The organism is Pedobacter psychrodurus (assembly GCF_004331735.1).
Taxonomy (GTDB): Bacteria; Bacteroidota; Bacteroidia; order Sphingobacteriales; family Sphingobacteriaceae; genus Pedobacter; species Pedobacter psychrodurus.
Genome location: NZ_SJSO01000001.1, coordinates 87,968 through 111,441, shown reverse-complemented (window position 1 = coordinate 111,441; position 23,474 = coordinate 87,968). Strand labels below are relative to the sequence as shown.

The 23,474-nt window shown below is 39.6% G+C and carries 16 protein-coding genes; 10 read left to right on the top strand and 6 right to left on the bottom strand.

The features are described 5' to 3' along the window. Window positions 1–102 precede the first annotated feature (102 nt). The 8 genes from pelA to EZ456_RS00455 all read left to right on the top strand — a co-directional run bounded on the left by pelA (window position 103) and on the right by EZ456_RS00455 (window position 10,988). Window positions 103–1,116 (top strand): pectate lyase, encoded by a 1,014-nt coding sequence (gene pelA / locus EZ456_RS00490; protein WP_131526346.1) that lies wholly within the window; start codon window positions 103–105, stop codon window positions 1,114–1,116. A 45-nt stretch (window positions 1,117–1,161) separates the two neighbouring features. Next, window positions 1,162–2,673, top strand: coding sequence for a tagaturonate reductase (locus EZ456_RS00485; RefSeq protein WP_131526345.1), 1,512 nt, complete (start codon window positions 1,162–1,164; stop codon window positions 2,671–2,673). 1 nt (window position 2,674) lies between these two features. Continuing rightward, on the top strand, window positions 2,675–4,321 hold the full coding sequence (locus EZ456_RS00480; RefSeq protein ID WP_131526344.1) for a UxaA family hydrolase: 1,647 nt from the start codon (window positions 2,675–2,677) through the stop codon (window positions 4,319–4,321). A 237-nt stretch (window positions 4,322–4,558) separates the two neighbouring features. Next, window positions 4,559–5,959 (top strand): glucuronate isomerase, encoded by a 1,401-nt coding sequence (uxaC, locus tag EZ456_RS00475; protein WP_131526343.1) that lies wholly within the window; start codon window positions 4,559–4,561, stop codon window positions 5,957–5,959. Window positions 5,960–6,073: 114 nt separating this feature from the next. Beyond that, the gene (locus EZ456_RS00470; RefSeq protein WP_131526342.1) at window positions 6,074–7,129 is read left to right on the top strand and encodes a sugar kinase; all 1,056 of its coding nucleotides are present in this window, start codon (window positions 6,074–6,076) and stop codon (window positions 7,127–7,129) included. After that, entirely contained in the window at window positions 7,122–7,784 is a 663-nt protein-coding gene (locus tag EZ456_RS00465) for a bifunctional 4-hydroxy-2-oxoglutarate aldolase/2-dehydro-3-deoxy-phosphogluconate aldolase (RefSeq protein ID WP_193419254.1), read from the top strand. The genes EZ456_RS00470 and EZ456_RS00465 overlap by 8 nt, the downstream gene beginning before the upstream one ends. A gap of 21 nt (window positions 7,785–7,805) precedes the next feature. Then, complete coding sequence (locus tag EZ456_RS00460; RefSeq protein WP_131526341.1) at window positions 7,806–9,245, top strand: MFS transporter; 1,440 nt, start codon at window positions 7,806–7,808, stop codon at window positions 9,243–9,245. Window positions 9,246–9,362: 117 nt separating this feature from the next. Then, complete coding sequence (locus EZ456_RS00455) at window positions 9,363–10,988, top strand: NADP-dependent glyceraldehyde-3-phosphate dehydrogenase (RefSeq protein ID WP_131526340.1); 1,626 nt, start codon at window positions 9,363–9,365, stop codon at window positions 10,986–10,988. A 255-nt stretch (window positions 10,989–11,243) separates the two neighbouring features. On the opposite strand, the gene EZ456_RS00450 is transcribed toward EZ456_RS00455, so the two are convergent. The 5 genes from EZ456_RS00450 to EZ456_RS00430 all read right to left on the bottom strand — a co-directional run bounded on the left by EZ456_RS00450 (window position 11,244) and on the right by EZ456_RS00430 (window position 19,960). After that, entirely contained in the window at window positions 11,244–11,984 is a 741-nt protein-coding gene (locus tag EZ456_RS00450; protein WP_131526339.1) for a rhamnogalacturonan acetylesterase, read from the bottom strand. A gap of 13 nt (window positions 11,985–11,997) precedes the next feature. Next, complete coding sequence (locus tag EZ456_RS00445; protein ID WP_131526338.1) at window positions 11,998–13,020, bottom strand: pectinesterase family protein; 1,023 nt, start codon at window positions 13,018–13,020, stop codon at window positions 11,998–12,000. A 191-nt stretch (window positions 13,021–13,211) separates the two neighbouring features. After that, window positions 13,212–14,855, bottom strand: a complete 1,644-nt coding sequence (locus tag EZ456_RS00440; RefSeq protein WP_131526337.1) for a fibronectin type III domain-containing protein — start codon at window positions 14,853–14,855, stop codon at window positions 13,212–13,214. Between the two features lie 12 nt (window positions 14,856–14,867). After that, window positions 14,868–16,712 carry a RagB/SusD family nutrient uptake outer membrane protein gene (locus EZ456_RS00435; protein ID WP_131526336.1) on the bottom strand — a complete coding sequence of 615 codons (1,845 nt, stop codon included), beginning with the start codon at window positions 16,710–16,712 and terminating at the stop codon, window positions 14,868–14,870. Window positions 16,713–16,729: 17 nt separating this feature from the next. Then, window positions 16,730–19,960 (bottom strand): SusC/RagA family TonB-linked outer membrane protein, encoded by a 3,231-nt coding sequence (locus EZ456_RS00430; RefSeq protein WP_131526335.1) that lies wholly within the window; start codon window positions 19,958–19,960, stop codon window positions 16,730–16,732. A 263-nt stretch (window positions 19,961–20,223) separates the two neighbouring features. Here EZ456_RS00430 and EZ456_RS00425 point away from each other — a divergent pair, with 263 nt between their 5' ends. Continuing rightward, entirely contained in the window at window positions 20,224–21,234 is a 1,011-nt protein-coding gene (locus EZ456_RS00425; protein ID WP_131526334.1) for a LacI family DNA-binding transcriptional regulator, read from the top strand. A gap of 140 nt (window positions 21,235–21,374) precedes the next feature. Beyond that, complete coding sequence (locus tag EZ456_RS00420) at window positions 21,375–22,559, top strand: class I SAM-dependent rRNA methyltransferase (protein ID WP_131526333.1); 1,185 nt, start codon at window positions 21,375–21,377, stop codon at window positions 22,557–22,559. A 109-nt stretch (window positions 22,560–22,668) separates the two neighbouring features. Here EZ456_RS00420 and EZ456_RS00415 read toward each other — a convergent pair whose 3' ends face one another. Continuing rightward, entirely contained in the window at window positions 22,669–23,103 is a 435-nt protein-coding gene (locus tag EZ456_RS00415; RefSeq protein ID WP_131526332.1) for a carboxymuconolactone decarboxylase family protein, read from the bottom strand. Window positions 23,104–23,474 lie beyond the last annotated feature (371 nt).

Below are 23,474 nucleotides of genomic sequence, written 5' to 3'. Positions count from 1 at the left end.
AGAATTAAGTGGTGGTCTGTGGGGACACAGACCACGGCAAATGGAAGAGAAAAATCCTCCGTGTTAATCCGTGCTTCCGTGGCAAAAAACTAACAAACAACAATGATGAAAATAAAAATATGGTTAACCCTGATCTGTACCTGCTTAATGCTATCGTGTTATGCGCAGCAGCCTACTGATTCTACGGCAGATAAAATGCTGGTTTACCAATTGGGCAATGGCGGTTGGCCTAAACAATTGGAAGATAAAAGTGTGGTTAACTATGGCGCAACCTTAACACCCGAGCTTTTGGCCAGGATAAAGGCAACAAAAGATTTGCATGCCACATTCGATAACAAAGCCACCAGTAGAGAAGTGGTCTACCTCGTACAGACTTATAAAAAAACACAGAATAAGGCTTATCTAGCAGCTGCTGAAAAAGGATTGGATTATATTCTAGCCGCTCAGTATGCCAATGGCGGCTGGCCGCAGTATTATCCTGATAAATCTTCGTACCGTTCAGAAATTACCTACAATGATGATGCAATGATTAATGTGCTGAATATCTTACAGGATATTGTCACACAGAAAAATGATTTTGAGGTCGTGAATCCAGCTTACATCAAGAAGGCAGAAACAGCCATTGCGAAAGGCGTTGATTGTATTATCAAAACACAAGTAAAACAGAATGGAATTTTAACCATCTGGGCTGCACAATACGATAAAGACTCGATGTTACCTGCAAAAGCAAGAGCATTTGAGCCAGCTTCATTAAGCACAAGTGAATCGGCAGGTATTGTCCGTTTCCTGATGAGGCTTAAAAACCCATCGCCAGAAGTCAAAAATGCAGTTGCAGGAGCGGTAAAATGGTTTGATGCTTATAAAATTGCTGGCTACCGTTTCGATCGGAACAAAAATATTTCAGCTTTGGTTGCTGATAATAGCAGTATGACTTGGGCACGATTCTACGATATGGAGAAAAACACTCCAATTTTTGGCGATCGTGACAATACGATTAAAACAAAATTAGAAGAGTTAAGCCCTGAGCGGCGAAACGGCTATGCTTGGTACGGTAACTGGGGGCAAAAATTAATTGAAAAAGAATACCCGAAGTGGTTAACCATAAACGGAAAATAAATTATAATTCACACTTGGTGCCCTGGTGGCTAAAGAACATTACCAATGATTTTAAACAAAGAAAATTTAAAAAATATTAACGGCGACAAGGTTACAAAACCAAGCGCCGAAATTTTGGCATTACCTGAAAAAGTAATCCAATTTGGAACAGGTGTTTTATTACGTGGTTTACCTGATTATTTTATTGATAAAGCCAACCAGAAAGGGATTTTTAACGGTCGTGTTTTAGTGGTTAAATCTACAGCAAAAGGTGGTGCTGATGCATTTTCGAAACAGGATAATTTATACACGCTTTGTGTAAAAGGTATCGAAGATGGTGTTAATGTCGAAGAAAATTCAATCAACTCTTCAATCAGCCGTGTTCTATCAGCTTCACAAGACTGGGCAGAAATTTTAAAAGCCGCTCACCAGCCCGAAATGCAGGTTGTAATTTCGAATACAACTGAGGTTGGGATTGTTAAAAGTGAAGATAAAATAACCGATAATCCACCACAATCTTATCCGGGAAAATTATTGGCATTTTTGCACGAAAGATACACTGCATTTAATGGTTCGGCCGAAAGCGGAATGGTAATTGTGCCAACCGAATTAATCAGCGATAATGCTGATAAATTGAAAGAAATTTTACTAGATCTTGCCATTCAGAACAAATTGGGCTGGGATTTCGAAAACTGGTTAAAAACAGCCAATCATTTCTGCAAAACTTTGGTTGATCGGATTGTTCCAGGGAAACTTCTAGAGGCAGCGCAAAAAGCGATTGAAAGCCAACTGGGTTATGAAGATGAATTGATGATTATGGCCGAACCCTTCAGGCTTTGGGCTATCGAATCATCAAGTGAAAAAGTGAAAGAAATTTTATCTTTCGCAAAGGCTGACAAAGGTATTTTTATTGTCCCATCGATAGATAAATTTAAAGAGTTAAAACTTCGTTTGCTTAATGGCACACACACCATCAGTTGTGGATTAGCAATCTTGGCAGGTTTTAATACGGTAAAAGATGCTATGGCAAATGAAGATTTCTCAGCTAACGTTTTAAAACTGATGAAAGACGAAATTGCGCCTGTTGTGGTAAATGAAGATATTACCTATAATGAAGCGATTGCTTTTGCAGAAAGTGTGGTCGACCGTTTCAGCAATCCATCATTAGAACATCAATGGCAGGCCATTACGCTTAATTTCACCTCAAAAATGCAGATGCGTAACATACCCCTAATTAGAAGATATTATGCTTTAAAAAATGAAGTTCCTCAACTAACTGCTTTAGGTTTTGCGGCTTATATTCTTTTCATGAATGTAAACAAAGATGGCGATACTTACACGGCCAGCGCAAACGGAAAGACTTATCCGGTACAGGATGAATTTGCAGAAATTTTATACGAATATTGGAAGAACCCTGAAACGGTTGTAGATAATACCCTTGGCGACAGACGTCTTTGGGATAAAAACCTTAATAATTACCCAGGCTTTAACGCGGCCGTAAAATCTTACGTTGAATTATTACAGAACAAGGGTGCGAAAGAAACTTTAAGTAACTTGCATTCAGAAAGAACAATTTAAAATGGTTACTAGAATTTTAAAAATCCATCCTAACGATAACGTACTTGTTGCCCTTCAAAATCTGGCAAAAGGCGAAACTGTTATTTACGATGGGCAGGAATATATTTTACAGGATGATATCCAGGCTAAGCATAAATTTTTTATGCAGGATATGAATGCAGGCGATCATATCATTATGTATGGTGTACTGGTTGGGAAATCGCAGCATTTCATCCTAAAAGGTGGTTTAATGGATACCGAAAATACTAAACATGCTTCTGATCCATATGAGTTCCGTCCATACCATTACGAATGGCATGCTCCAGATGTTTCTAAATTTGAAGGCCGAACCTTTAATGGTTATATCCGTAGTGATGGCCGCGTAGGTACTGCAAATTATTGGTTGTTTATTCCGACTGTATTTTGCGAAAACCGCAACCTTGATGTCATCCGTGAGGCTTTGCACAATGAATTGGGTTATGCGGTAACTGATAAATACAAATCTTACGCTCACCAATTGGTTGAGGCGTATAAAAACGGTGAAATTTTAGCAGAAGCCGATCCAAGTTCTATCGGATTGGCGAACCCATCGGCGAACCGTGTTTTTAAAAACGTAGATGGCATTAAATTCTTAAATCATCAAGGTGGTTGTGGCGGTACCCGTCAGGATGCAGCTGTGCTGAGTAAATTATTGGCCGCATATGCCGATCATCCTAATGTTGCGGGTGTAACCGTATTAAGTTTAGGCTGCCAGAACTTACAGGTTAAAGATTTTATGGACGATTTAAAACACCGTAGTCCAAACTTCGATAAACCTTTATTCGTTTTTGAGCAGCAACAATCGCAGAGCGAAGAACAATTGGTTAAAGAAGCCATCAGGAAAACCTTTATCGGGTTAACCGAAATTAATAAAATTGAACGTCAGCCAGCGCCCTTAAGCAAATTGGTTTTAGGTGTTAAATGCGGCGGTAGTGATGGTTTTAGTGGAATCAGCGCAAATCCGGCAGTAGGTTATACCTCCGATTTATTGGTGGCTTTAGGCGGCACCGTGCTCCTTGCCGAGTTCCCTGAGCTTTGCGGTGCCGAACAACAATTAATCGACCGTACGAAAGACGAAACCGCAGCGCGTAAGTTTATTCAATTGATGACCGCTTACAATCAGTCTGCAGAAAATGTAGGTTCTGGTTTTTTCATGAATCCGTCACCTGGAAATATTAAAGATGGTTTAATTACCGATGCCATTAAGAGTACCGGGGCAGCTAAAAAAGGTGGAACATCACCCGTAGAAGATGTTTTAGATTATACCGAGCCAGCTACAAAACCAGGATTAAATTTAGTTTGTACTCCTGGAAATGATGTTGAGGCCACTACCGGAAAAGCAGCTTCTGGTGCAACCCTGATTTTGTTTACCACAGGCTTAGGCACGCCTACCGGTAACCCGGTTTGCCCAACCATTAAGGTTTCAACCAATAATGCATTAACCAAACGCATGGGCGATATTATCGATATCAACTGCGGACCGGTAATCGAAGGTGAAAAAACCATCGAACAAATGGGAGAAGATATTTTGGAATACTGCATTAAAGCTGCCAGTGGCGAAGTCATTCCTAAGGCGGTTTTGCTTAATCAGGATGATTTTATTCCATGGAAAAGGGGAGTTAGCCTTTAGTCGTGAGATAGGAGTCTGGGGCGCATAGAAAAGTCCATAGTCATGAGTCCGAAGTCTTGGGTGCAAAAGCTAAATCCTAACCGCCGTGGTCTGTGTCCCCACAAACCACTAATAAATAAACTTAGTTCCGGTCTGTGAGGACACAGACCGGGGATATATGATTACATAAATAAAAAATTAATAGATAGGCGGTTTGATCATCTCAAATTTATTATCTAATGTCTCAAATCACATAGCATGAAACCTTTTTTAGACGAAAATTTTCTTTTGCAAAGTAAAACTGCTGAAAAGCTTTATCACAATTTTGCAAAATCACTGCCGATAATCGATTATCATAATCACCTTATCCCAGAGCAGATTGCCAACAACACGCAGTTTGCCAATATCAGTCAGGTTTGGCTTGCTGGCGATCATTATAAATGGAGAGCCATGCGCGCCAATGGTGTTGATGAAAAATACATCACTGGTGTAGGATCTGATTATGAGAAATTTGAGAAATGGGCAGAAACTGTTCCTTACACCCTGCGCAATCCTTTATACCACTGGACACATCTGGAACTTCAACGCTATTTTGGTATAACTGATTTACTTTCTGGCAAAACGGCGCAGAAAATTTTCGACGAATGTTCTGCAAAACTGCAAACACCTGAATATTCGGTTCGTGGTTTGTTGGCCAAAATGAATGTAGAAGCCGTTTGTACTACGGATGATCCTTTGGATAGTTTAAACTTCCACCAACAATTGGCAAGAGAAGGCGCTAACCTTAAAATGTTGCCTGCTTTCCGTCCGGATAAAGCGATGAACAGTGATGATATTGAAGGTTTAAACGAATATATCAACAAATTAGAAAGTGTTGCTGATAAAACAATCACCAGCTTTCAGGATTATATCAATGCTTTAAAAAGCCGTCACGATTACTTTGCTGCAAATGGCTGTTCGGTTTCAGATCATGGTTTAGAGCAAATTTATGCTGAAGATTATACAGAAGCCGAAATTTCATCAATTTTTGATAAAATCAGAAGCAAACAACATATTTCTTACGAGGAAAACCTAAAATTTAAATCGGCTATGCTGGTTTATTTTGCAGAGTGGGATCATGAAAAAGGCTGGGTACAACAATATCATTTAGGCGCATTGCGTAACAACAATGCCAGGATGTTAAGACAATTAGGCCCTGATACCGGTTGGGATTCGATTGGCGATTTTAGTCAGGCCAGAATGCTTTCTAAATTCTTAAACCGCTTAGATAATCAGGATAAACTGGCTAAAACCATTATTTATAACCTTAACCCTGCCGATAACGAGTTAATTGCAACTATGATCGGGAACTTTAACGATGGTTCTGTTGCCGGTAAGGTACAGTTTGGTTCTGCCTGGTGGTTCTTAGACCAAAAAGATGGTATGATCAAACAATTAAATGCATTATCAAACATGGGGCTTTTAAGCCGTTTGGTGGGGATGCTTACCGATTCGCGCAGTTTTCTTTCTTTCCCTCGTCACGAATATTTCAGACGAATTGTTTGTAACCTGTTTGGAGAAGATATTGAGAATGGCGAATTGCCTAACGACTTGGAGTGGGTTGGTAAAATTGTGCAGGATATTTCGTACTTTAACGCAAAAAATTACTTTAAATTTTAACCAAAATCAGGCTTTAGGAAGGTATTTCGTTGGAAACAAATCATTTCAATCGTTTTCCTTCCATTTTCATACCGTTGCAGAAAACAGCATGAAATACGCCGATTAGATACAAAAATGAGCACCCAAATATTCGCTTCATCAAAAAAAGGAGAAAAAGTTTTAAGCTTTGGTGAAATACTTTTACGCATCTGTCCTGATATGGATGGCCAGTGGTTAAAAGAAAATAAACTACCATTTTATGTTGGTGGTGCCGAGCTGAATGTAGCAACCGCGCTGGCACTTTGGAATGTACCATCAACTTACTTATCGGCTGTGCCTGATAATTCGGTAACACGTGAAATTGTAGATTATCTTGATGCACGGAATATTGATACTACGCCAATGGTTTATCATGGCGAGCGTTTGGGTTTATACTACCTTCCGAAAGGAAAAGACCTTAAAAATGCGGGAGTGATTTACGATCGTGCAAATTCGGCCTATGCCGATTTAAAGGTTGGACAGATTAACTGGGATGAGGTTTTTGAAGGTGTGAGCTGGTTTCATTTTAGTGCCATATGCCCGGCAATCAATCAGTCTATTGCCGATGTTTGCCTGGAAGCTTTAAAAGTGGCGAGTGCAAAAAATATTACCATCTCTTTAGATCTAAACTATAGGGCTAAGCTTTGGAAATATGGCAAAGATCCTATTGATGTTTTGCCTGAACTGGCTCAATATTGCACGCTGATTATGGGCAATGTTTGGGCGGCCAATAAAATGTTGGGTACTGCACTTCACGAAGATTTAACACCAACCGAGGGTTATGCAAAGGAAACGTTACTGCAACAGGCAACCGATACTTCTAAGGAAATATTAAGTTTGTTTCCGGTTTGCAAGGCAGTTGCCAATACCTTCAGGTTCGATCATGGCAAAGGCATCAGGTATTATACGGCAATTTATACTGCTGATGAATTAACAGTTTCTGAAGAATATGTTTCTGAAGAAATTTTAGATAAAGTGGGTAGTGGCGATTGTTTTATGGCTGGTCTGATTTATGGCTTTTACAACCAATTTTCGGCGAAAGAAACCTTAAACTTTGCCACCGCAGCAGCATACGATAAATTATACATTCCAAGTGATGCTACAACCAGTACGGTAGCCGATATAGAAAAAAGAATAATACGCAATGATTAGCAACAAGCACAAAATTTTAGATGCCATTTTAGAGCAAGGCATGTTACCCCTTTTTTACCAGGATAGCGAATCGGGTAGTGTAGAAATATTACGCACCTTGTATAAAGCTGGCGTTCGTGTTTTCGAATATACCAACCGTGGTAAATCGGCCCTGCCCAACTTTAAAAAGTTAAAGGAAATCCGCGATGCAGAAATGCCTGACCTTTATTTAGGTATTGGAACGATTAAAACCCCTGCAGATGCAAATGCTTTTATCGAGGCCGGAACAGATTTTATTGTGGCACCGATCGTAAACCCAGCAGTTGCCGAAATTGCCAACAAAATCGGTATGCTTTGGATCCCCGGCTGTATGACACCGACTGAAATCAGCGTTGCACAAGAACACAAAGCCATGTTGATCAAAATTTTCCCTGCCAATATTTTAGGTCCTGAATTTATTTCATCGATTAAAGATCTTTTCGCCGGACAGCTGTTTATGCCAACTGGTGGTGTAGAAATTAATGCAGATAACCTAAAAACATGGTTTAAATCTGGCGTTTGTGCCGTAGGTATGGGCAGCAAATTAATCAGTAAAGATGTGATGAGCAAAGGTCTTTACGAAGAGTTGTTCGACAATACAAAATTAGCGCTTGACCTCATTCAGCAGAGCAAATAAAAATTTAACACCCCTAACCAAATGAACCAACCCAAAACAAGCAAATACAGATGGACCATATGTTTGCTGTTATTTCTAGCTACGACCATAAATTATTTAGATAGACAGGTACTTTCTTTAACCTGGACAGATTTTATTAAACCAGAATTTCATTGGGATAATAACGATTATGGAAATATTACGGCCCTGTTCTCTATTTTCTATGCAATCTCTATGCTTTTTGCTGGTCGTTTGGTTGATAAACTCGACACCAAAAAAGGCTTTTTATGGGCGATAGGTGTTTGGTCTGTTGGGGCCTGTTTACATGCTTTTTGCGGTATTGCAACTGCAGGGATCATCAATGGAAACTGGTTTGTAGGATTTGAGGGTGCCAAAGAAGTAATTGCCCGCGTTAACGACACGGGACTTGTAGTTTCAGTAAGTGTTACCTTATTTATTTTTGCCCGTTTTGTATTGGCTGTTGGTGAGGCAGGAAATTTTCCGGCTGCGATTAAAGCTACTGCCGAATACTTCCCTAAAAAAGACAGGGCATTTGCAACCAGTATTTTCAATGCAGGAGCCACTGTTGGCGCACTAGCTGCACCCATTACCATTCCTTTTATTGCAAAAGCTTATGGATGGGAAATGGCTTTCATTATCATCGGCGCACTGGGTTTTGTATGGATGGGATTATGGGTGTTTGTGTATAACAAACCAGAGTTGCATAAAAGAGTTAGCCCTGAGGAATTGGCTTATATTCAGCAGGATGTGATCAACGATCGTAAATTGGCTGATTATGTAGAAGAGACCAAAGAAAAAGTTTCGTTTATCGACTGTTTTAAATATAAACAAACCTGGGCTTTTGCTTTTGGTAAATTTATGACTGATGGTGTGTGGTGGTTCTTTTTATTCTGGACCCCTGCCTATTTAAAATCGGTTTATGGAATGGATTCTACGCAAAGTGCCCTTCCCTTATTTGTGCTTTACATGATTACCTTACTATCTATTATTGGTGGATGGTTGCCAACCTATTTCGTTGAAAAAAAAGGCATGAACCCGTATGAAGGTAGAATGAGAGCGATGCTGATCTTTGCATTTTTTCCGCTATTAGCCTTAGCTGCACAGCCTCTGGGGCACATTACCTACTGGATTCCAGTAATCATTATCGGTATTGCGGGCGCGGCTCACCAGGCATGGTCAGCAAATATATTTTCTACCGTTGGCGATATGTTCCCTAAAAAGGCCATCGCAACCATTACCGGTATTGGTGGTATGGCAGGTGGTATCGGCGCTTTCATTATCAATAAAGGCTCTGGCTTATTGTTTGATTACACTGGCAAAAACGAGATTGTTTTTATGGGTTTTAAGGGCGAAGAAGCAGGTTATTTTATCATTTTCTCGATCTGTGCAGTATGTTACCTCATCGGCTGGACTGTAATGAAAACCTTGGTGCCAAAATATAAAGTTATCGAACTAAAATAATTTAGAGGCTGAGGTTAAAGGTGCAAAAGCAATCCTGATCCTTGGCCTTTTTACAACAATAAATCTATACTTAAACTATAGACTTAACATTAATTTAACCCTAACAAACAACCCAAATTGAGTACATCGCTAAACCTCGAAAGTATTTTCGTTGAAGAGAGCCAGATTCCAGATGAATTTAGGCTCAGGGAAGAAATCAATCAAAAGGAGTTTCTTTCTAATGGAGAAATGAAACCATGGAATGGACCATTTAATGAAGTGTTTTCTCCGGTATGCGTAAAAACCCCTGAAGGCTTAAAACGAAAGCGCATCGGTAGTTTCCCTGTTTGCACGGAAAAAGAGTCGACAGAAGCTTTAGATGCAGCCGTAGCCGCTTATGATAATGGTCGCGGGCAATGGCCAACTATGAGCGTTGCCGATCGGATTAGCTGTGTAGAAAACTTCACCCGTAAAATGATTGAGCAAAAGGAAATTGTTGCGAAATTAATTATGTGGGAGATTGGTAAATCGTATGCCGATTCGGTTAAAGAATTCGACCGTACGGTTGAATACATTTATGCAACTATCGATGCACTGAAAGATATTGACAGACAGTCATCACGTTTCGAAATTGAGCAGGGTATTGTGGCTCAGGTGCGCCGTTCTCCACTAGGTGTGGTACTTTGTATGGGCCCGTTCAATTACCCTTTAAACGAGACTTTTACGACGCTTATCCCAGCCCTGATTATGGGCAATACGCTTTTATTCAAACCACCTAAACACGGTACTTTATTGCACTATCCTTTATTAGAGGCTTTCCGTTCTAGTTTCCCTAAAGGTGTTGTAAATACCATTTATGGCCGTGGCAATACCATCGTTCCAGGCTTAATGAAATCGGGAAAAATTAATGTACTTACTTTAATCGGATCGAGTAAAGTAGCCAACGAACTGAAAAAGCTACACCCTAAAGTAAATCGTTTAAGGGCAATTTTAGGTTTGGATGCTAAAAATGCGGCAATCATTACTAAAGATGCCAATCTGGATTTGGCAGTTTCAGAAACTGTTCTGGGCTCGCTTTCCTTTAACGGACAACGTTGTACAGCCATTAAAATCGTTTATGTTCACCGCAGTTTAGCGCAAGAGTTTTTAAAACGTTTATCTGCCGAAGTTGAGAAACTGAAGTTTGGCATGCCTTGGGAGAAAGGCGTAAACCTTACACCGCTGCCTGAACTGAACAAACCCGAATACTTAAAGGAATGTATTGATGATGCAGTTTCGCACGGCGCTAAAGTGATCAATAAAAATGGTGGACAAACCTTAGAAACTTTTGTTTATCCAGCCATTATGTATCCGGTAAACAGCAATATGAAACTATACCGCGAAGAGCAGTTTGGTCCAATTGTTCCAGTTGTTCCATTTGATGATCTGGAAGAGCCAATCGAGTATTTAATCGGTTCGCCACATGGCCAACAGGTGAGTATTTTTAGTAATAATGCAGCAGTAATTTCTTCATTGATCGATCCTTTGGTTAACCAGGTGAGCCGTGTAAATATCAACTGCCAATGCCAACGTGGACCAGATGCTTTCCCTTTTACAGGCCGTAAAGACAGTGCGGAAGGCACACTTTCTGTAGTGGATGCATTGCGCTCGTTCTCGATCCGTTCTTTGGTAGCAACCAAATTTACAGACGATAACAAAAGGTTATTGAACGAAATTGTTAAAGGCGATGATTCGAACTTTTTAAGTACAAAGTATATTTTTTAATTAGATTATAAAAACCAAGCCGCAGATTCGCAGATTGAAATCTCTGAATTTGCGGCTTTTTGTTTTGTATACGGGTCGTCATTTCGAGCGGAGTGCAACGCAGTCGAGAAATCTATATCTAGCAGATCTCCTTTCCACTATAGGTCAAGAGGATAATAATAAAGGTCAGTCGTCATTCTCGCGCAGGCGGGAATCTTAACGGGCTATGCATTATGATTCCCAATCAAGTTGGGAATGACGCATGATTTTGGGCTTTTACTTCAAACCTTTCACCAAACTCAGTTTTAACTCCTTAATGCCTTTTATCACCAAACCTGCAATCTGTTTAGCTCCTTCTGGGCTTAAATGCGTATTGTCTTTCTTCCCATTTGGATAATTCACATTTCCCGAATCAACATGGTTGAATAATTTGATGGATGATTCTTCACCTAGTCGGTTTAATAAACTTTCCGTTTTCACCAGCATATCAATCAAAGGAACACCTAAAGAATCAGCTACCTGGCGGGTAATTCGAGGATAATCGCCATGCGTATCCATTAATACCCCATTTTTAAAGCTTCTGCGCGAAATTGGTGTAAGTAAAACAGGAAAGGCTTTTTTGTTTCTGGTTTCTTTTACATAATTAACCAGATTGATTTTGAAATCGGCTAACGATACACCAACAGTTGGTTTATCAACTTTCTCGTCGTTGTGCCCAAATTCGATAAAAACATAATCGCCAGGGTTTAACTGAGCCAATATCGGGTCCCAACGTTTTTCGGCCCTGAACGATTTTGTACTCTTGCCATTTAAGGCCCGGTTATCAACCATAACATCCGTTTTAAAATAAGCCTGTAGTGCCATTCCCCAGCCCGTTTCCGGAAAAGCCTTTTCTTCTTTGTTGGCGGCAGTAGAATCGCCAATGATATATAGTTTAGTTTTCTTTTGGATGAAGGTAAAAGACAGTAAAACAGCTAAAGTTCCAGCAGCTAAAATTTTAAAGAAATTCGTTTTCATATTTGCTATTGATCTATAAATGTAGCGGATTCCATTGATCCACTCCGCCAAGTATATTTTTTAAAGTATAGTTTTTTGCCTCTTTATCTGTTAATTGTTTTGCCCAGGGCAACCTTGTTTTAGGCGAGGCACCATCGCCCTTATTTTTATATTCTGCATAAAAAACGGTCAATTCCTTATTTGGGAACATGAGATCGCCTTTCCATGGATTCCAACCTTCGGGCAAAATGTGTTTCCCCAGATCGCAGGTAATGAATACCGTTTTTGCATAAGGCCTCCATGGTCTGCCGAGATAAGCTTTCGCGACAGCTGGATCTGCAATAAGTTTACAATTTATAAAAACAAATCCAAATTTTTGCTGTGCTGAAGTAGAGGCTGCGGTAACGTAAGAATCGCTTAAACTTTTGATGGTACAATTTTGAAACACTACTGTAGCCTTGCCGAAAATAAAATCGGTTGTGCCTTCTATATAACAGTCCTGAAAGTATTGACGGCTATTTTCTATCGCAGCATAAAGCGTATCCTGATTGCCCAGAAACTTACAGTTTTTTGCTATAAAGCGATCGCCTTCTATATGTAAGGCAACAGCTTGCCCAACCCGGCCCGATGAATTAATGATGGTTAAATTTTCGAGATGGATATCATTGCCTTTAACCAGCACCGTGAATGAGGTATAGGTACTGAAATTGGGATTGCCAAAAGCATCATTACTCATCGGGTTTGGTTTCCCTGAATAATCTCCACAAGTAATAATGGTTTTTTCGGCATCTTCTCCAATAATCGAAATCTTAATCTTCCATGAGGGAATAATCAGTTTTTCCTTATAGGTGCCATTTTTAACGTGAATTTTAACTTCTTTTTCGCCTAAATCTCTTACCGAATTTACAGCTTCCTGGATGGTTTTGTAATTTCCGCTACCATCTTGGGCAACAGTTATCGTTGAAGGATATTTGGGTTCTTGGGCATAGAGATAAAGAAAGGAAAAGGCATTTAAGATGAGTATCGAGATAAACTTAAAATAGGATATTCTTGTCATATTTGTTCGTTAAAATTTGTCGCTAAATCTCATAAAAAGAAGAAGTAGAATAGCAATAAGTTTGTCATCCTGAGCTTGTCGAAGGACTTACTTTGATTGGAAAGCGTTTCGACAGGCTCAACGTGACAAATCAAAGTGCTGTATAAAGTTCATTAAAAAAGGGCAGATTAAAACCTGCCCTATAATTTTTGTTAGTATGTCCACCTTGGGTCGCCGATTGGTCCACCTGTGCTTCCCGCACTTCTTAAAGGCGAACCAACAGCTAAGGTAAAATCAGTTGTCGTGGCTGTCCAGCCTGTATTTATGCTTTGATTGCTGGCCAAAGTTGCTGGTCCAAAAGTTAAAGCCGTGCCATTTGTTAAGGCCGTAAATAGATTGAAATAATTACTGTTCGAAATCTTCAATGTACTTCCTGCACCTGTACCTCTAATTGCAGCAGCGTTAACTGTTCCAGATTTTGGTGTATTGGCAAAAATGCTGTTTAAAATGCTAAAGTTGATCGGGTTAGCATTTGCGTCTAATAGGGCGTACTTGGCATTGCCGCCAAAACCGTTAAAGGTAGAATTAGTGACAGCAACGGTTGGAGTAACATCCCCTGTATAAGTGGTGCTCGCTGTAACCAGACCAGGGCCTGCATTGTAAAAAGTAGATTTAGATATGGTAAGGGTATTGAACTGCATTTTATTAAGGTGAAAAGTATAATATGCAGATGAACCATTTAAGCCCATGTCATAAACAATCGAATTATTAACTGTAATGCCTGTGATTTTAAAATCGCGGGGGGCTGTACCTCTATCGCCTCTTAAAAACGACGTTGTAGAGCCGTGTGCAATACAGTTATCTACCACCACATTGGTAAAGGTTGCTGCTGCACCCAAAGTTGGTGAGCCAATAAAATTAATGAAATAAAGTGATGCACCAGCTGTTCCATCAAACTCAATACCCGAAAGCGTTACACCTGCTCCTGTGCCTTCTAAATCAATCTCCTTGTAATTTACCTTAGTATCGGTTGGGTTGCCTGAGGTAGATTTTATAGTGATGGTTTTTTGTGTAATAAATGTTGATACAGCCGTTATGTTATAAGTGCCTGGATTTAAACCAATAATAGCACCATTTGCCGCACTGGCAATCGCAGCAGCCAGGTCATCGCCCGGATTTAATTTTACCGTATAGGTAGTTGGTGCAAGGGTAGTAAAAGTGGTTATCCCTTTACTTTTCGTTCCTGCAAATAGTTCGGCTGTGTATTTTATTCCCGCGGTTAATCCCGCTATAGCTTTTAATCCTGCCGAGGCATCAGTAGTGCTCAAGGTTATAGTGGTTGCCGTGCCGGTTGCAGGGGTTAAAACAATTGATGTTAAACCAACGGTTGGGGTATAGCGCAGTGTGATGTTATTTTCTTTAATTTCGTTATCTCTGATGGCCGCAAACAGTTGAATTCCCGTTAACTGAAAAGCACTGCTTCTGATATATTTCGATTCGGGCTGGCTTTCGGTTGCGTTGGCTTTAACCCTTGCGTAATATTTGGTTCTTACGGCTAAATTTTCTTCAGTTACAGTTACCCCAGCAGTATCAGCTGTAGTGGTATAATTTACAGTCGAAAACAATGAATCAGTAGAGAAATCAATACTGTATTTAAAGGTTTTTCCAGTCGACATTAAAGGAACTGTCCACGTTAATTTCGCAGAAGTTTCACTTGCATTAATTTTTACATCACTTGGCTTAAATATCCGGGCTGGTTCTGGGGTATTTTCTTCCTTTTTACAAGAAGAAAATGCTGCAACCATCAATAATAAAACGGCGAATTTAACCTCCAATTGATTTATAAATGTTTTCATAATTAATATCTTTTAATAACCAAAGTTTTGAGCCATACTCGGATTTTCGATTAATGTTGTTTTAGGGTATGGAAAGAGTTCCTTTTTATTTGCTTCGAAGTAAAAAGCAATTCCCGTAGAGGTGCTGGTGATGGAATTTTCTTCTGTAACAGCCTTTCTCCAGTTTTTAGTGGTATAACCGCTTGGTGCTGTTGAAGTATTTAATCCTGGTGAGGCGAACACATTATTTGGTACGCCACCATAGAGATCGAGCGTGGCCACCTCGTTTACGCTTGTTCCCAACAGGTAATTCCCCTCTTTTGCATAAATATAATTCGGTACATTAATATAATCGCCGGTTCCTGCAATCAAAGCACGTATTTTAGTACGTGTTTCTTCAAATTTGCTGCCTAACAAATTCCAGCGAATTAAATCATATTTACGGATGCCCTCTCCTCCAAATTCCAATAACCGTTCTTTCACAATCGCATTGAAAAAGCCATTTTTATCCATCGGCGTTACCGGAATCTGACCTTCAAAGCCAGCATAGGCACGTTTCTGAACTTCTTGCAAGGCATTAACAGCAGTCGCGGATGGCGCTCCGTTAATTTCATTATCAGCTTCTGCATACATTAATAATATATCGGCAAAACGTAACATTGGCCAGTTTACCCCGAAAGTTTGAGCAGCAGAAGAGTTGTTAAAAGTTGTCCATGATTTGCGGAATTTTCCATCAGTCATGTTAAACAGAGTATTGATAATTTTCTTCGATGTTGCGGTGATTTCGAAAACACCGATAGTTACATCCCTGCGACAGTCTTTCGTTACATCAAATTCGTAAAAATAAGTAGGAATGGCATTCATCCCACCACCACCAGAACCAAAAGTAGAGGCTGAGTTAAAACGGATACCATTATAATAACCTAATTTACTATCAGTAGAAGCGTTGCCACCAAAAGCAGCCACCTCAAACATTAGCTCGTGGGCATCATCGTAGCGGGTTGTGGTATGTAATGTCTTGAATACATTTTCATAAACAGGATTCAAGCTATGCTCTGAACGGTGGTTCATAATATCCAAACACTCATCAAAAGCAATTTTATAATAAGTTAAATAATCAGCACTGCGTTCCATAGTATGGTTGGCCGATCTTAGCGAATAACCACCCCTGGCTAAGGCAATACGGGCCCTTAAACCTTTAATTGCACCTTTGGTATAACGGAAACTGCCATATTCTGTGATTCCACTTCTCCATGGCACCAGGTCTTCGGCTATTTTTAAATCAGCAATCATCTGGTCGTAGGTTTTATTACGGTCTACATTTGGCCCGTATAATGTTTCTGCATCTGCAGAAGGAACAAAAGATGCAGGAACATCACCCCAATTGCGAATCAATTCGTAAAGAAACTGAGCCCTTAAGGTTAAAGCTTCCCCATAATAGCGTTTCATGATAGTTTTGTCAGCCTCAGAACCATTGGCATAAAGCTTTGAGGCCGGAATAAATTTAATACAGATGTTTGCACGTTCTACCCCAGCATACAATTGCAAAAACGGGTTGATCAAATCGGTATTATCAGAACTTGCACCGTACATGCTAATTCCCCTGCGATCAGAAGAGCTGTAACTTCCTGAAGTTTTAAAATCATCGGCGGTTAAACCAAATAGCGTAGATATCCGGCTTCCGTAACCATTGTCTCCGCAAAGTCGGTTGTAAACGGCAATAATTGCCGCATTGGTGTTTGCTGTACTTTCAAAAACAACATCCGGACTGGAAGTTGATGGCGATTGTACATCTAAATATTTTTTACAAGAAGTAGTTATGCTCAATGCTCCGACAGCAATTACCATTAAAGCCGATTTTATAAATTTATTGTTCATTTTCTTTAATGTTGAGGTTAAAATACCATGTTAATACCAGCAAGGATATATCTGCTGCGTGGATAAGCAGCGTAATCTATACCCGGCGTAAGTGGATTCGATCGGCGGGTGTTTGCTTCAGGATCGTAGCCGGTGTAGCCAGTTATCGTATATAAATTATTAACTGTTCCGTAAACCCTTAATTTTGAAATGAAACCCGTTTTTTTAATTAAACCTTGTGGCAAGGTATAACCCAATGTTACATTGCTGATCCTTAAAAAAGAGCCACTTTCAATAGCGTAAGAGGTTAAGGCATAATTTCCTCCTGTTGGTGTCCATAGGGAGGTATTGGCATTCATGGCAGTTAATAATGCCGGATCTGTTACCTTTACGCCATTGGCATCAAAGTTCTGCCAGCGATCGTTCATTACCGCTAGTAAATTGTTGTCTTTAACATTGTACTGTGAGGTAAACTCTATCTTGTTGGCGTTGTACACCTTGCTTCCGTAGCTAAAATTTACAAATACCGTTAAATCAAAGTTTTTATAGGCAAACTGATTGTTAAAACCGCCGGTGAATTTCGGCTGTGCTGTACCTAAAACTGTTCTGTCGTCATCCCCGATCATCATACTTGACGAAGAGGATAGTTTTTGAACTTTCATGTCGCCTGGCTGAGGGTCACGGTTACCCAATAATACCCGGCTGTTTGCAACAGTTGGTTTAAGTGTATAGGTATAAGCACCAGTAGTTGTGTTTTGTACAGAGGTAAAATCATCAACAGTATATCGCCCATCCGAAACGAAACCGTAGAACTGACCAACAGGCTGACCCACTTCGACTTTAAAATCGCCCAAACTGTTTACCCAGCCTGATTGTGTGATGTAAGAATTTACACCGTTTTGCAGTTCGACAATTTTGTTCTTGTTGAATGAAATATTGAAACTGGTATTGTAGCTAAAGTTTTTGGATTTAACGGCCTGATAATTCAATTGCAGCTCGAAACCTGTGTTTTGAGTTTTACCCACATTTTGCTGTTGTGTAGCATATCCTGTAGTTTGGGGTACATTTGCATTTAAAAGCAGATTTTTTGTTCTGTTATCGTAATAATCTAAATTAAGCGATAACTTGTTTTTAAATAAATCGATATCGATACCCAGGTTTTTAGAGATATTGGTTTCCCAGGTAATGTTTGGGTTAGATAAAATATTTCCAGTAGCTGTACCCGAAATTAAACCAGTAGATACTGAGCCATCTGTATCTGCATAACCGCCAGTAGTAGAACTTAGATAAAATAATGTTCTAAATAAATCCTGACCGATGCGGTTGTTCCCCGCTGCACCATAACTAAATCTAACTTTAAAGTTATCTAACCAATCGAGGTTCATGTCTTTTACAAATTTCTCTTCCGTTACCCTCCAGGCAACTTGTGCCGATGGGAAATAACCCCATTGCTTGCCTGCGGCAAATAATGAAGAAGCATCTGTTCTAAAATTTACTGTGGCGAGGTATTTATTTTTAAACCCGTAAGAGGCCCTACTAAAAACCGAAAACTGCCTGGTGCCAGAAATTAATGATGTTGGTCTATCCTGAATGGTATTTGCTGGTGCGCTACTTACAAAAGCATCCTCGGCCGAAATATCGACCGGTAAAAATTTAAGCACTGTACTTCTCGAATCAATATCAACCATGTTAATTTCCTGACCAACCAATAAATCTAAACTATGGTCTTTGCCCAGGTTAGGCTTGTAGTTAATGGTATTGGTGTTGATAAATGATTTTTGCGATACTGTATCTAGCTGGATAGCAGGTAAACCGGCATTGTTTCTGGCCACGTTACTTACCGGGCCATTAAAGGTATTGATGTGCCTATTGGTTCTATTATACCCAACTGTACTTTTAATCGTTAAGTTTTTAAGAATCGAATATTGCACATAACCACTGCTGATTAAATCGTTCCGATAATCGTATTTCAATTCTTGGTTGGCTAAAGTTATTGGATTGGTTAGTCCAGTAGTTAAATAATCAGCGTCGAATAAATCGCCAGAATCGCCGCCACCCGAATAAGGCTGGTAACGTACAGAATTTCTTAAACGGTTTGTACCCTGCGAACCTGTAGCGGTTGTACCAACTCCATCTATACGCTGACGGCTATAGCGGGCATTTAAGCCTACTTTAAATTTATCAGAAAATTTGTGATCTAAACGCATAGAGGCAAAGGTTCTTCTATAGCCAGAGTTAAGCATAATACCGTCTTCCTGTGTATTGTTTACCGAAACATTGTATGTGGTTTTAGTAGTTCCGCCTGATAAATTTACAACCTGGGTATTGCTCCAGGCCTGGCGGCCAAATACTTTATCCTGCCAATCGATGTTCGGAATGTTTTTATAAATATCTAAATCTTCGAAAGTGCCATATTTTTTTAAAAAAGTATCTTTAACGTCTTGATTCGTATTGTTGTTATAGAGCTCATATTGATATTTAATAAACTCGTAAGGATTCATTACATCCAGCTTATTTACAATTTGTCTTGCGCCTGCATAAGCATCAAATGAAACAACTGGCCTTCCTTTCTTTCCGCTTTTTGTGGTAATAATCACTACTCCATTAGCACCTCTACTACCATAAATTGATGTTGATGCCACGTCTTTTAAAACGTCAATAGATTGAATCTCGTTGGGTGATAAAATAGACAATGCATTTTCTACCTGTATTCCATCCACAATATAAAGTGGCGAATTATCTCCGGTAAGCGAACTGCCACCCCGAACTTTAATTACTACTTCGGCACCTGGGCTTCCCTCGGTTGTGGTAACCGATACACCTGCGAGTTTACCCGCCAAAGCCTGCGCTGCGGTGCTTACGGGGAACTGATCAATATCTTTTCCTGTAATGGAAGACACTGAACCCGTTAAGGCTTCTTTACGCACAGATCCGTAACCGATGTTTACAGTAACCTCTTGTAAAGTGTTAGCATCTTCTTCAAGTGTTACATCTATTTTATTTTGCTCACCTACAGCAACATTTTTTGTTTTATAACCTACATAAGTAAAAATTAGGGTGGCGCCTTTGTCCGGAACGGTAATTTTGTAAACTCCATTCGCATCAGTACTCGCTCCATTTTTCGAATCCTTTATCGATACACTCACGCCTATTAATGGCTGCCCATCAGATTTATCCTTTACAGTTCCGGTTAGCTGCCTGTTTTGTGCCTGTGAGACAGATAATCCAAAAAAAGAGAAAAATGCTAAAAAGAGTAGAACTCTGCTCATAATTATTGTTTATTTGAAATGATTTGGTTTTTTAAGATACTGCAATCGCTTGCATGTAGAATATAATTCTATTTCGGGATGTTATTGTTTGTTTATATTTGGTTACGTTGATGTAACAATTTTACAAACTAAAAACCGATTGAAACCAATTTTAACTAAAAAACTGTGCAAACGTTCCCAAAAACGTTAAATCAACGTTTATTAATATTGAGATCAAATCCCCTTAAAGAGATATTTTTTGTAACTTGTACGCAATACACAACATGAGATTTGAAACATCTACCATAAAAGATATTGCTAAAGCATTAGGACTGTCTACCTCTACAGTTTCCAGGGCCTTAAGAGACCGTTACGAAATTAGCGAGGAAACAAAAAAGCTTGTTTTAGCCTATGCCGAAAAGGTGAATTACCGCGCTAATCCAATCGCCAGAAGTTTAAAGGAGCGCCGTAGCTATTCTATCGGGATTATTGTAAGTGAAATTGCCAACAACTTTTTTTCACAGGTTATAAATGGCATTGAATCAATAGCCTACGATAAAGATTATCATGTTATTATTTCTCAAAGTCACGAATCTTACAAGCAGGAAAAACTAAACGTAGATCATTTAGCATCGCGCTCTATTGATGGTTTATTAATTGCGCTTTCTTCAGAAACACAGGATATCGATTATTTAAGAGATCTATATGCTAAGGGTTTACCAATTGTGTTTTTTGATCGTGTGCCCGAAGATTTTGAAACCCATAAGGTAATCGCAAATAACTTTAAGGGTTCTTTTGATGCCACAGAACATCTTATTTTGTCAGGAAAAAGAACTATTGCCCATTTAACAAATTCCGAAAATCTTTCGATAACGAAAGAAAGGTTAGAAGGTTATAAAGCGGCTTTGGTTAAATATCATATCGAATTTAGACCCGAACTGGTTAAATATTGCCAGCATGGCGGTATGCACAGCGCAGAACTGGAACAGGCGGTTAAAGAACTTTTACCACTAAAACCGGACGGAATTTTTATTTCGAGCGACCGCTTAACAACGGGCTGTATTATGGCACTGAAAAAAACAAACCCGGAGGTGGCACATAAAATTGCAATTGCAGGTTTTACCAATTCAAATCTGGTCGAATTATTTTCACCATCCTTAACCTCAGTTAAGCAACCGGCATTCGAAATGGGACAGGTAGCCACCGAACTGTTAATCTCTATGATAGAAGCCAAAAGGCCCGTAACAGAATTCGAAACTAAGGTTTTGGATACGGAACTGGTGAAGAAGCGGTGAGCGCCAAGCGGTTGGCGATTTGTGCAAGGCGTTTAGCGGTATGCGGCTAATGCATGGCACTCTAAACGCCCAACTTATCATCCATCGCTTAGCGCCAAACGCTCTACGCCAAACTCCTCACAAATTATTACCTTTGCTACATGGTAGAAATCACATTAAAAAAGGGCAAAGAAAAAGCTGCATTACAAAGACATCCCTGGGTATTTTCCGGAGCATTAGAAAAAGTTAAGGGAAAACCTGAAGATGGTGATGTAGTAAAAGTTTTTGCTTTTGATAATGAATTTCTGGCCTATGGTTATTACAATAGCAACTCGCGTGTTGCCGTTCGCCTTTTAGAATGGGATGAAGCGCAAACCATTGATAACAGCTGGTATCTAAACCGGTTAAAACAAGCCATTGCTTCACGTCAGTTTATTTTAAGTGAACAGACCAATACCTGTCGACTGGTTTTTAGCGAAGCTGATTTCCTGCCAGGTTTAATTGTTGATCAATATGCCGATTTCCTATCGTTGCAGATTTTAAGTTCTGGAATTGAAAAGGTTAAAACAGAGATTGTAGAAATACTAAAAGCAGAATTAAAACCGAAAGGAATATTCGATAAAAGTGATGCAACGGCGCGTACCCACGAAGGTTTGCCTATTGAAAATGGATTACTTTGGGGCGAAAATCCGCCAGAGTTTTTAGCCGTAAAAGAGAATGGAATTACCTACAACATCAATATTGCTGAAGGACAAAAATCGGGGTTTTACTGCGATCAGCGCGATAACAGACATATCTTAGCCAGTTATACAAAAGGTAAAAAAGTTTTAGACTGTTTCAGTTACAGTGGCGGTTTTAGCTTAAACAGTTTAGCCAACGGAGCAGCAAGCATTACCAGTGTCGATAGTTCTGGACTAGCGGTAGAAACGCTAAAACAAAATGTAGCATTGAATAAATTCGATGTAAACAAAGTAACTCCTATTCAATCAGATGTAAACAAACAACTCAGGGCTTTCAAAGAATCAGGAGAATTATTTGATGTGATTGTGCTCGATCCACCTAAATATGCACCATCGCGTTCGGCATTAGACCGCGCTGCAAGAGCCTATAAAGACTTAAACCGTTTAGGTATGTTGTTACTTGAAAAAGGGGGCTTATTGGCTACTTTCTCTTGTTCAGGAGCGGTTGATATCGAAACCTTTAAACAGATTATCGCCTGGGCAGCACTTGATGCAGGCAAAGAAGTTCAAATTATTAAACAATTCTGCCAACCAGAAGATCATCCGGTTCGGATTTCTTTTCCGGAAGGAGAATACTTAAAAGGATTGTTGTTAAGGGTGCTATAAACGTACTCCTTACCAGTCGATTTTAAACCACAAAGACACCAGCGCCAAGTTATTTTTGAATGTTAACCAGGTGTTATGGTGTCTTTATGGTAAGCTGAATAAGAATCTTTTATCCAACCATTACTTTAGCGGTAATGGCCAGCCTGTTCCATGCATTAATGGTAACTATCGCCATAATAAGCTGTGCTAATTCCTGCTCGTTAAAAAAGCTTGCAGCTTTTTGATAAGTTGCATCAGAAACATGGTGGCTAATTAAGGTTACTTCTTCTGTTAAGGCTAAAACAGCTTCTTCTTGTGCCGTAAATAAGGTTGTTTCTCTCCAGGCATTTAATAAGTACAAACGTTGCTCGGTTTCGCCGATTTTACGGGCATCAGTTGAGTGCATATTTAAGCAAAATGCACAGCCGTTAATTTGCGATGCACGCATTTTAATCAGTTCTAAAAGAATTGGATCTAGTTTGCTGGTTGATAAATATTTCTCTAAACCGTACATGGCTTGGTAAGCTGCAGGTTCTACTTTTGGGATATCAATTCTACTTTCCATTTTATTTGTTTTTTGATTACGATGTAAATATCTGCAACCTAACAGTCAAAAAACTTAATGTAGTTTAAGAAATGAAATGTTGATTTGTTACTTAAAAAATTGAGAGGTAATTGATTTAGTTCCATTTGCCATTTCTTTTTTTCTGATTAGGAAATGAGCGTTTCTGTGTGCTTGGCCTTTTTAGTCCCGCTTTTGGTACGAGTTCCGATGAAGGATCGGAAGCTCTTTCCGGCAATCGGGTTTAGGTGGCCTGGGTTAGTGCTTTGAAAACAAACCGCGGTTAACTAACCTGACAGTAGCGAACATCCCGATTTTTCATCGGGATAAAGCGGATGGCGGGGCTACGGTACCCATGAAACACTGCCTTTTAT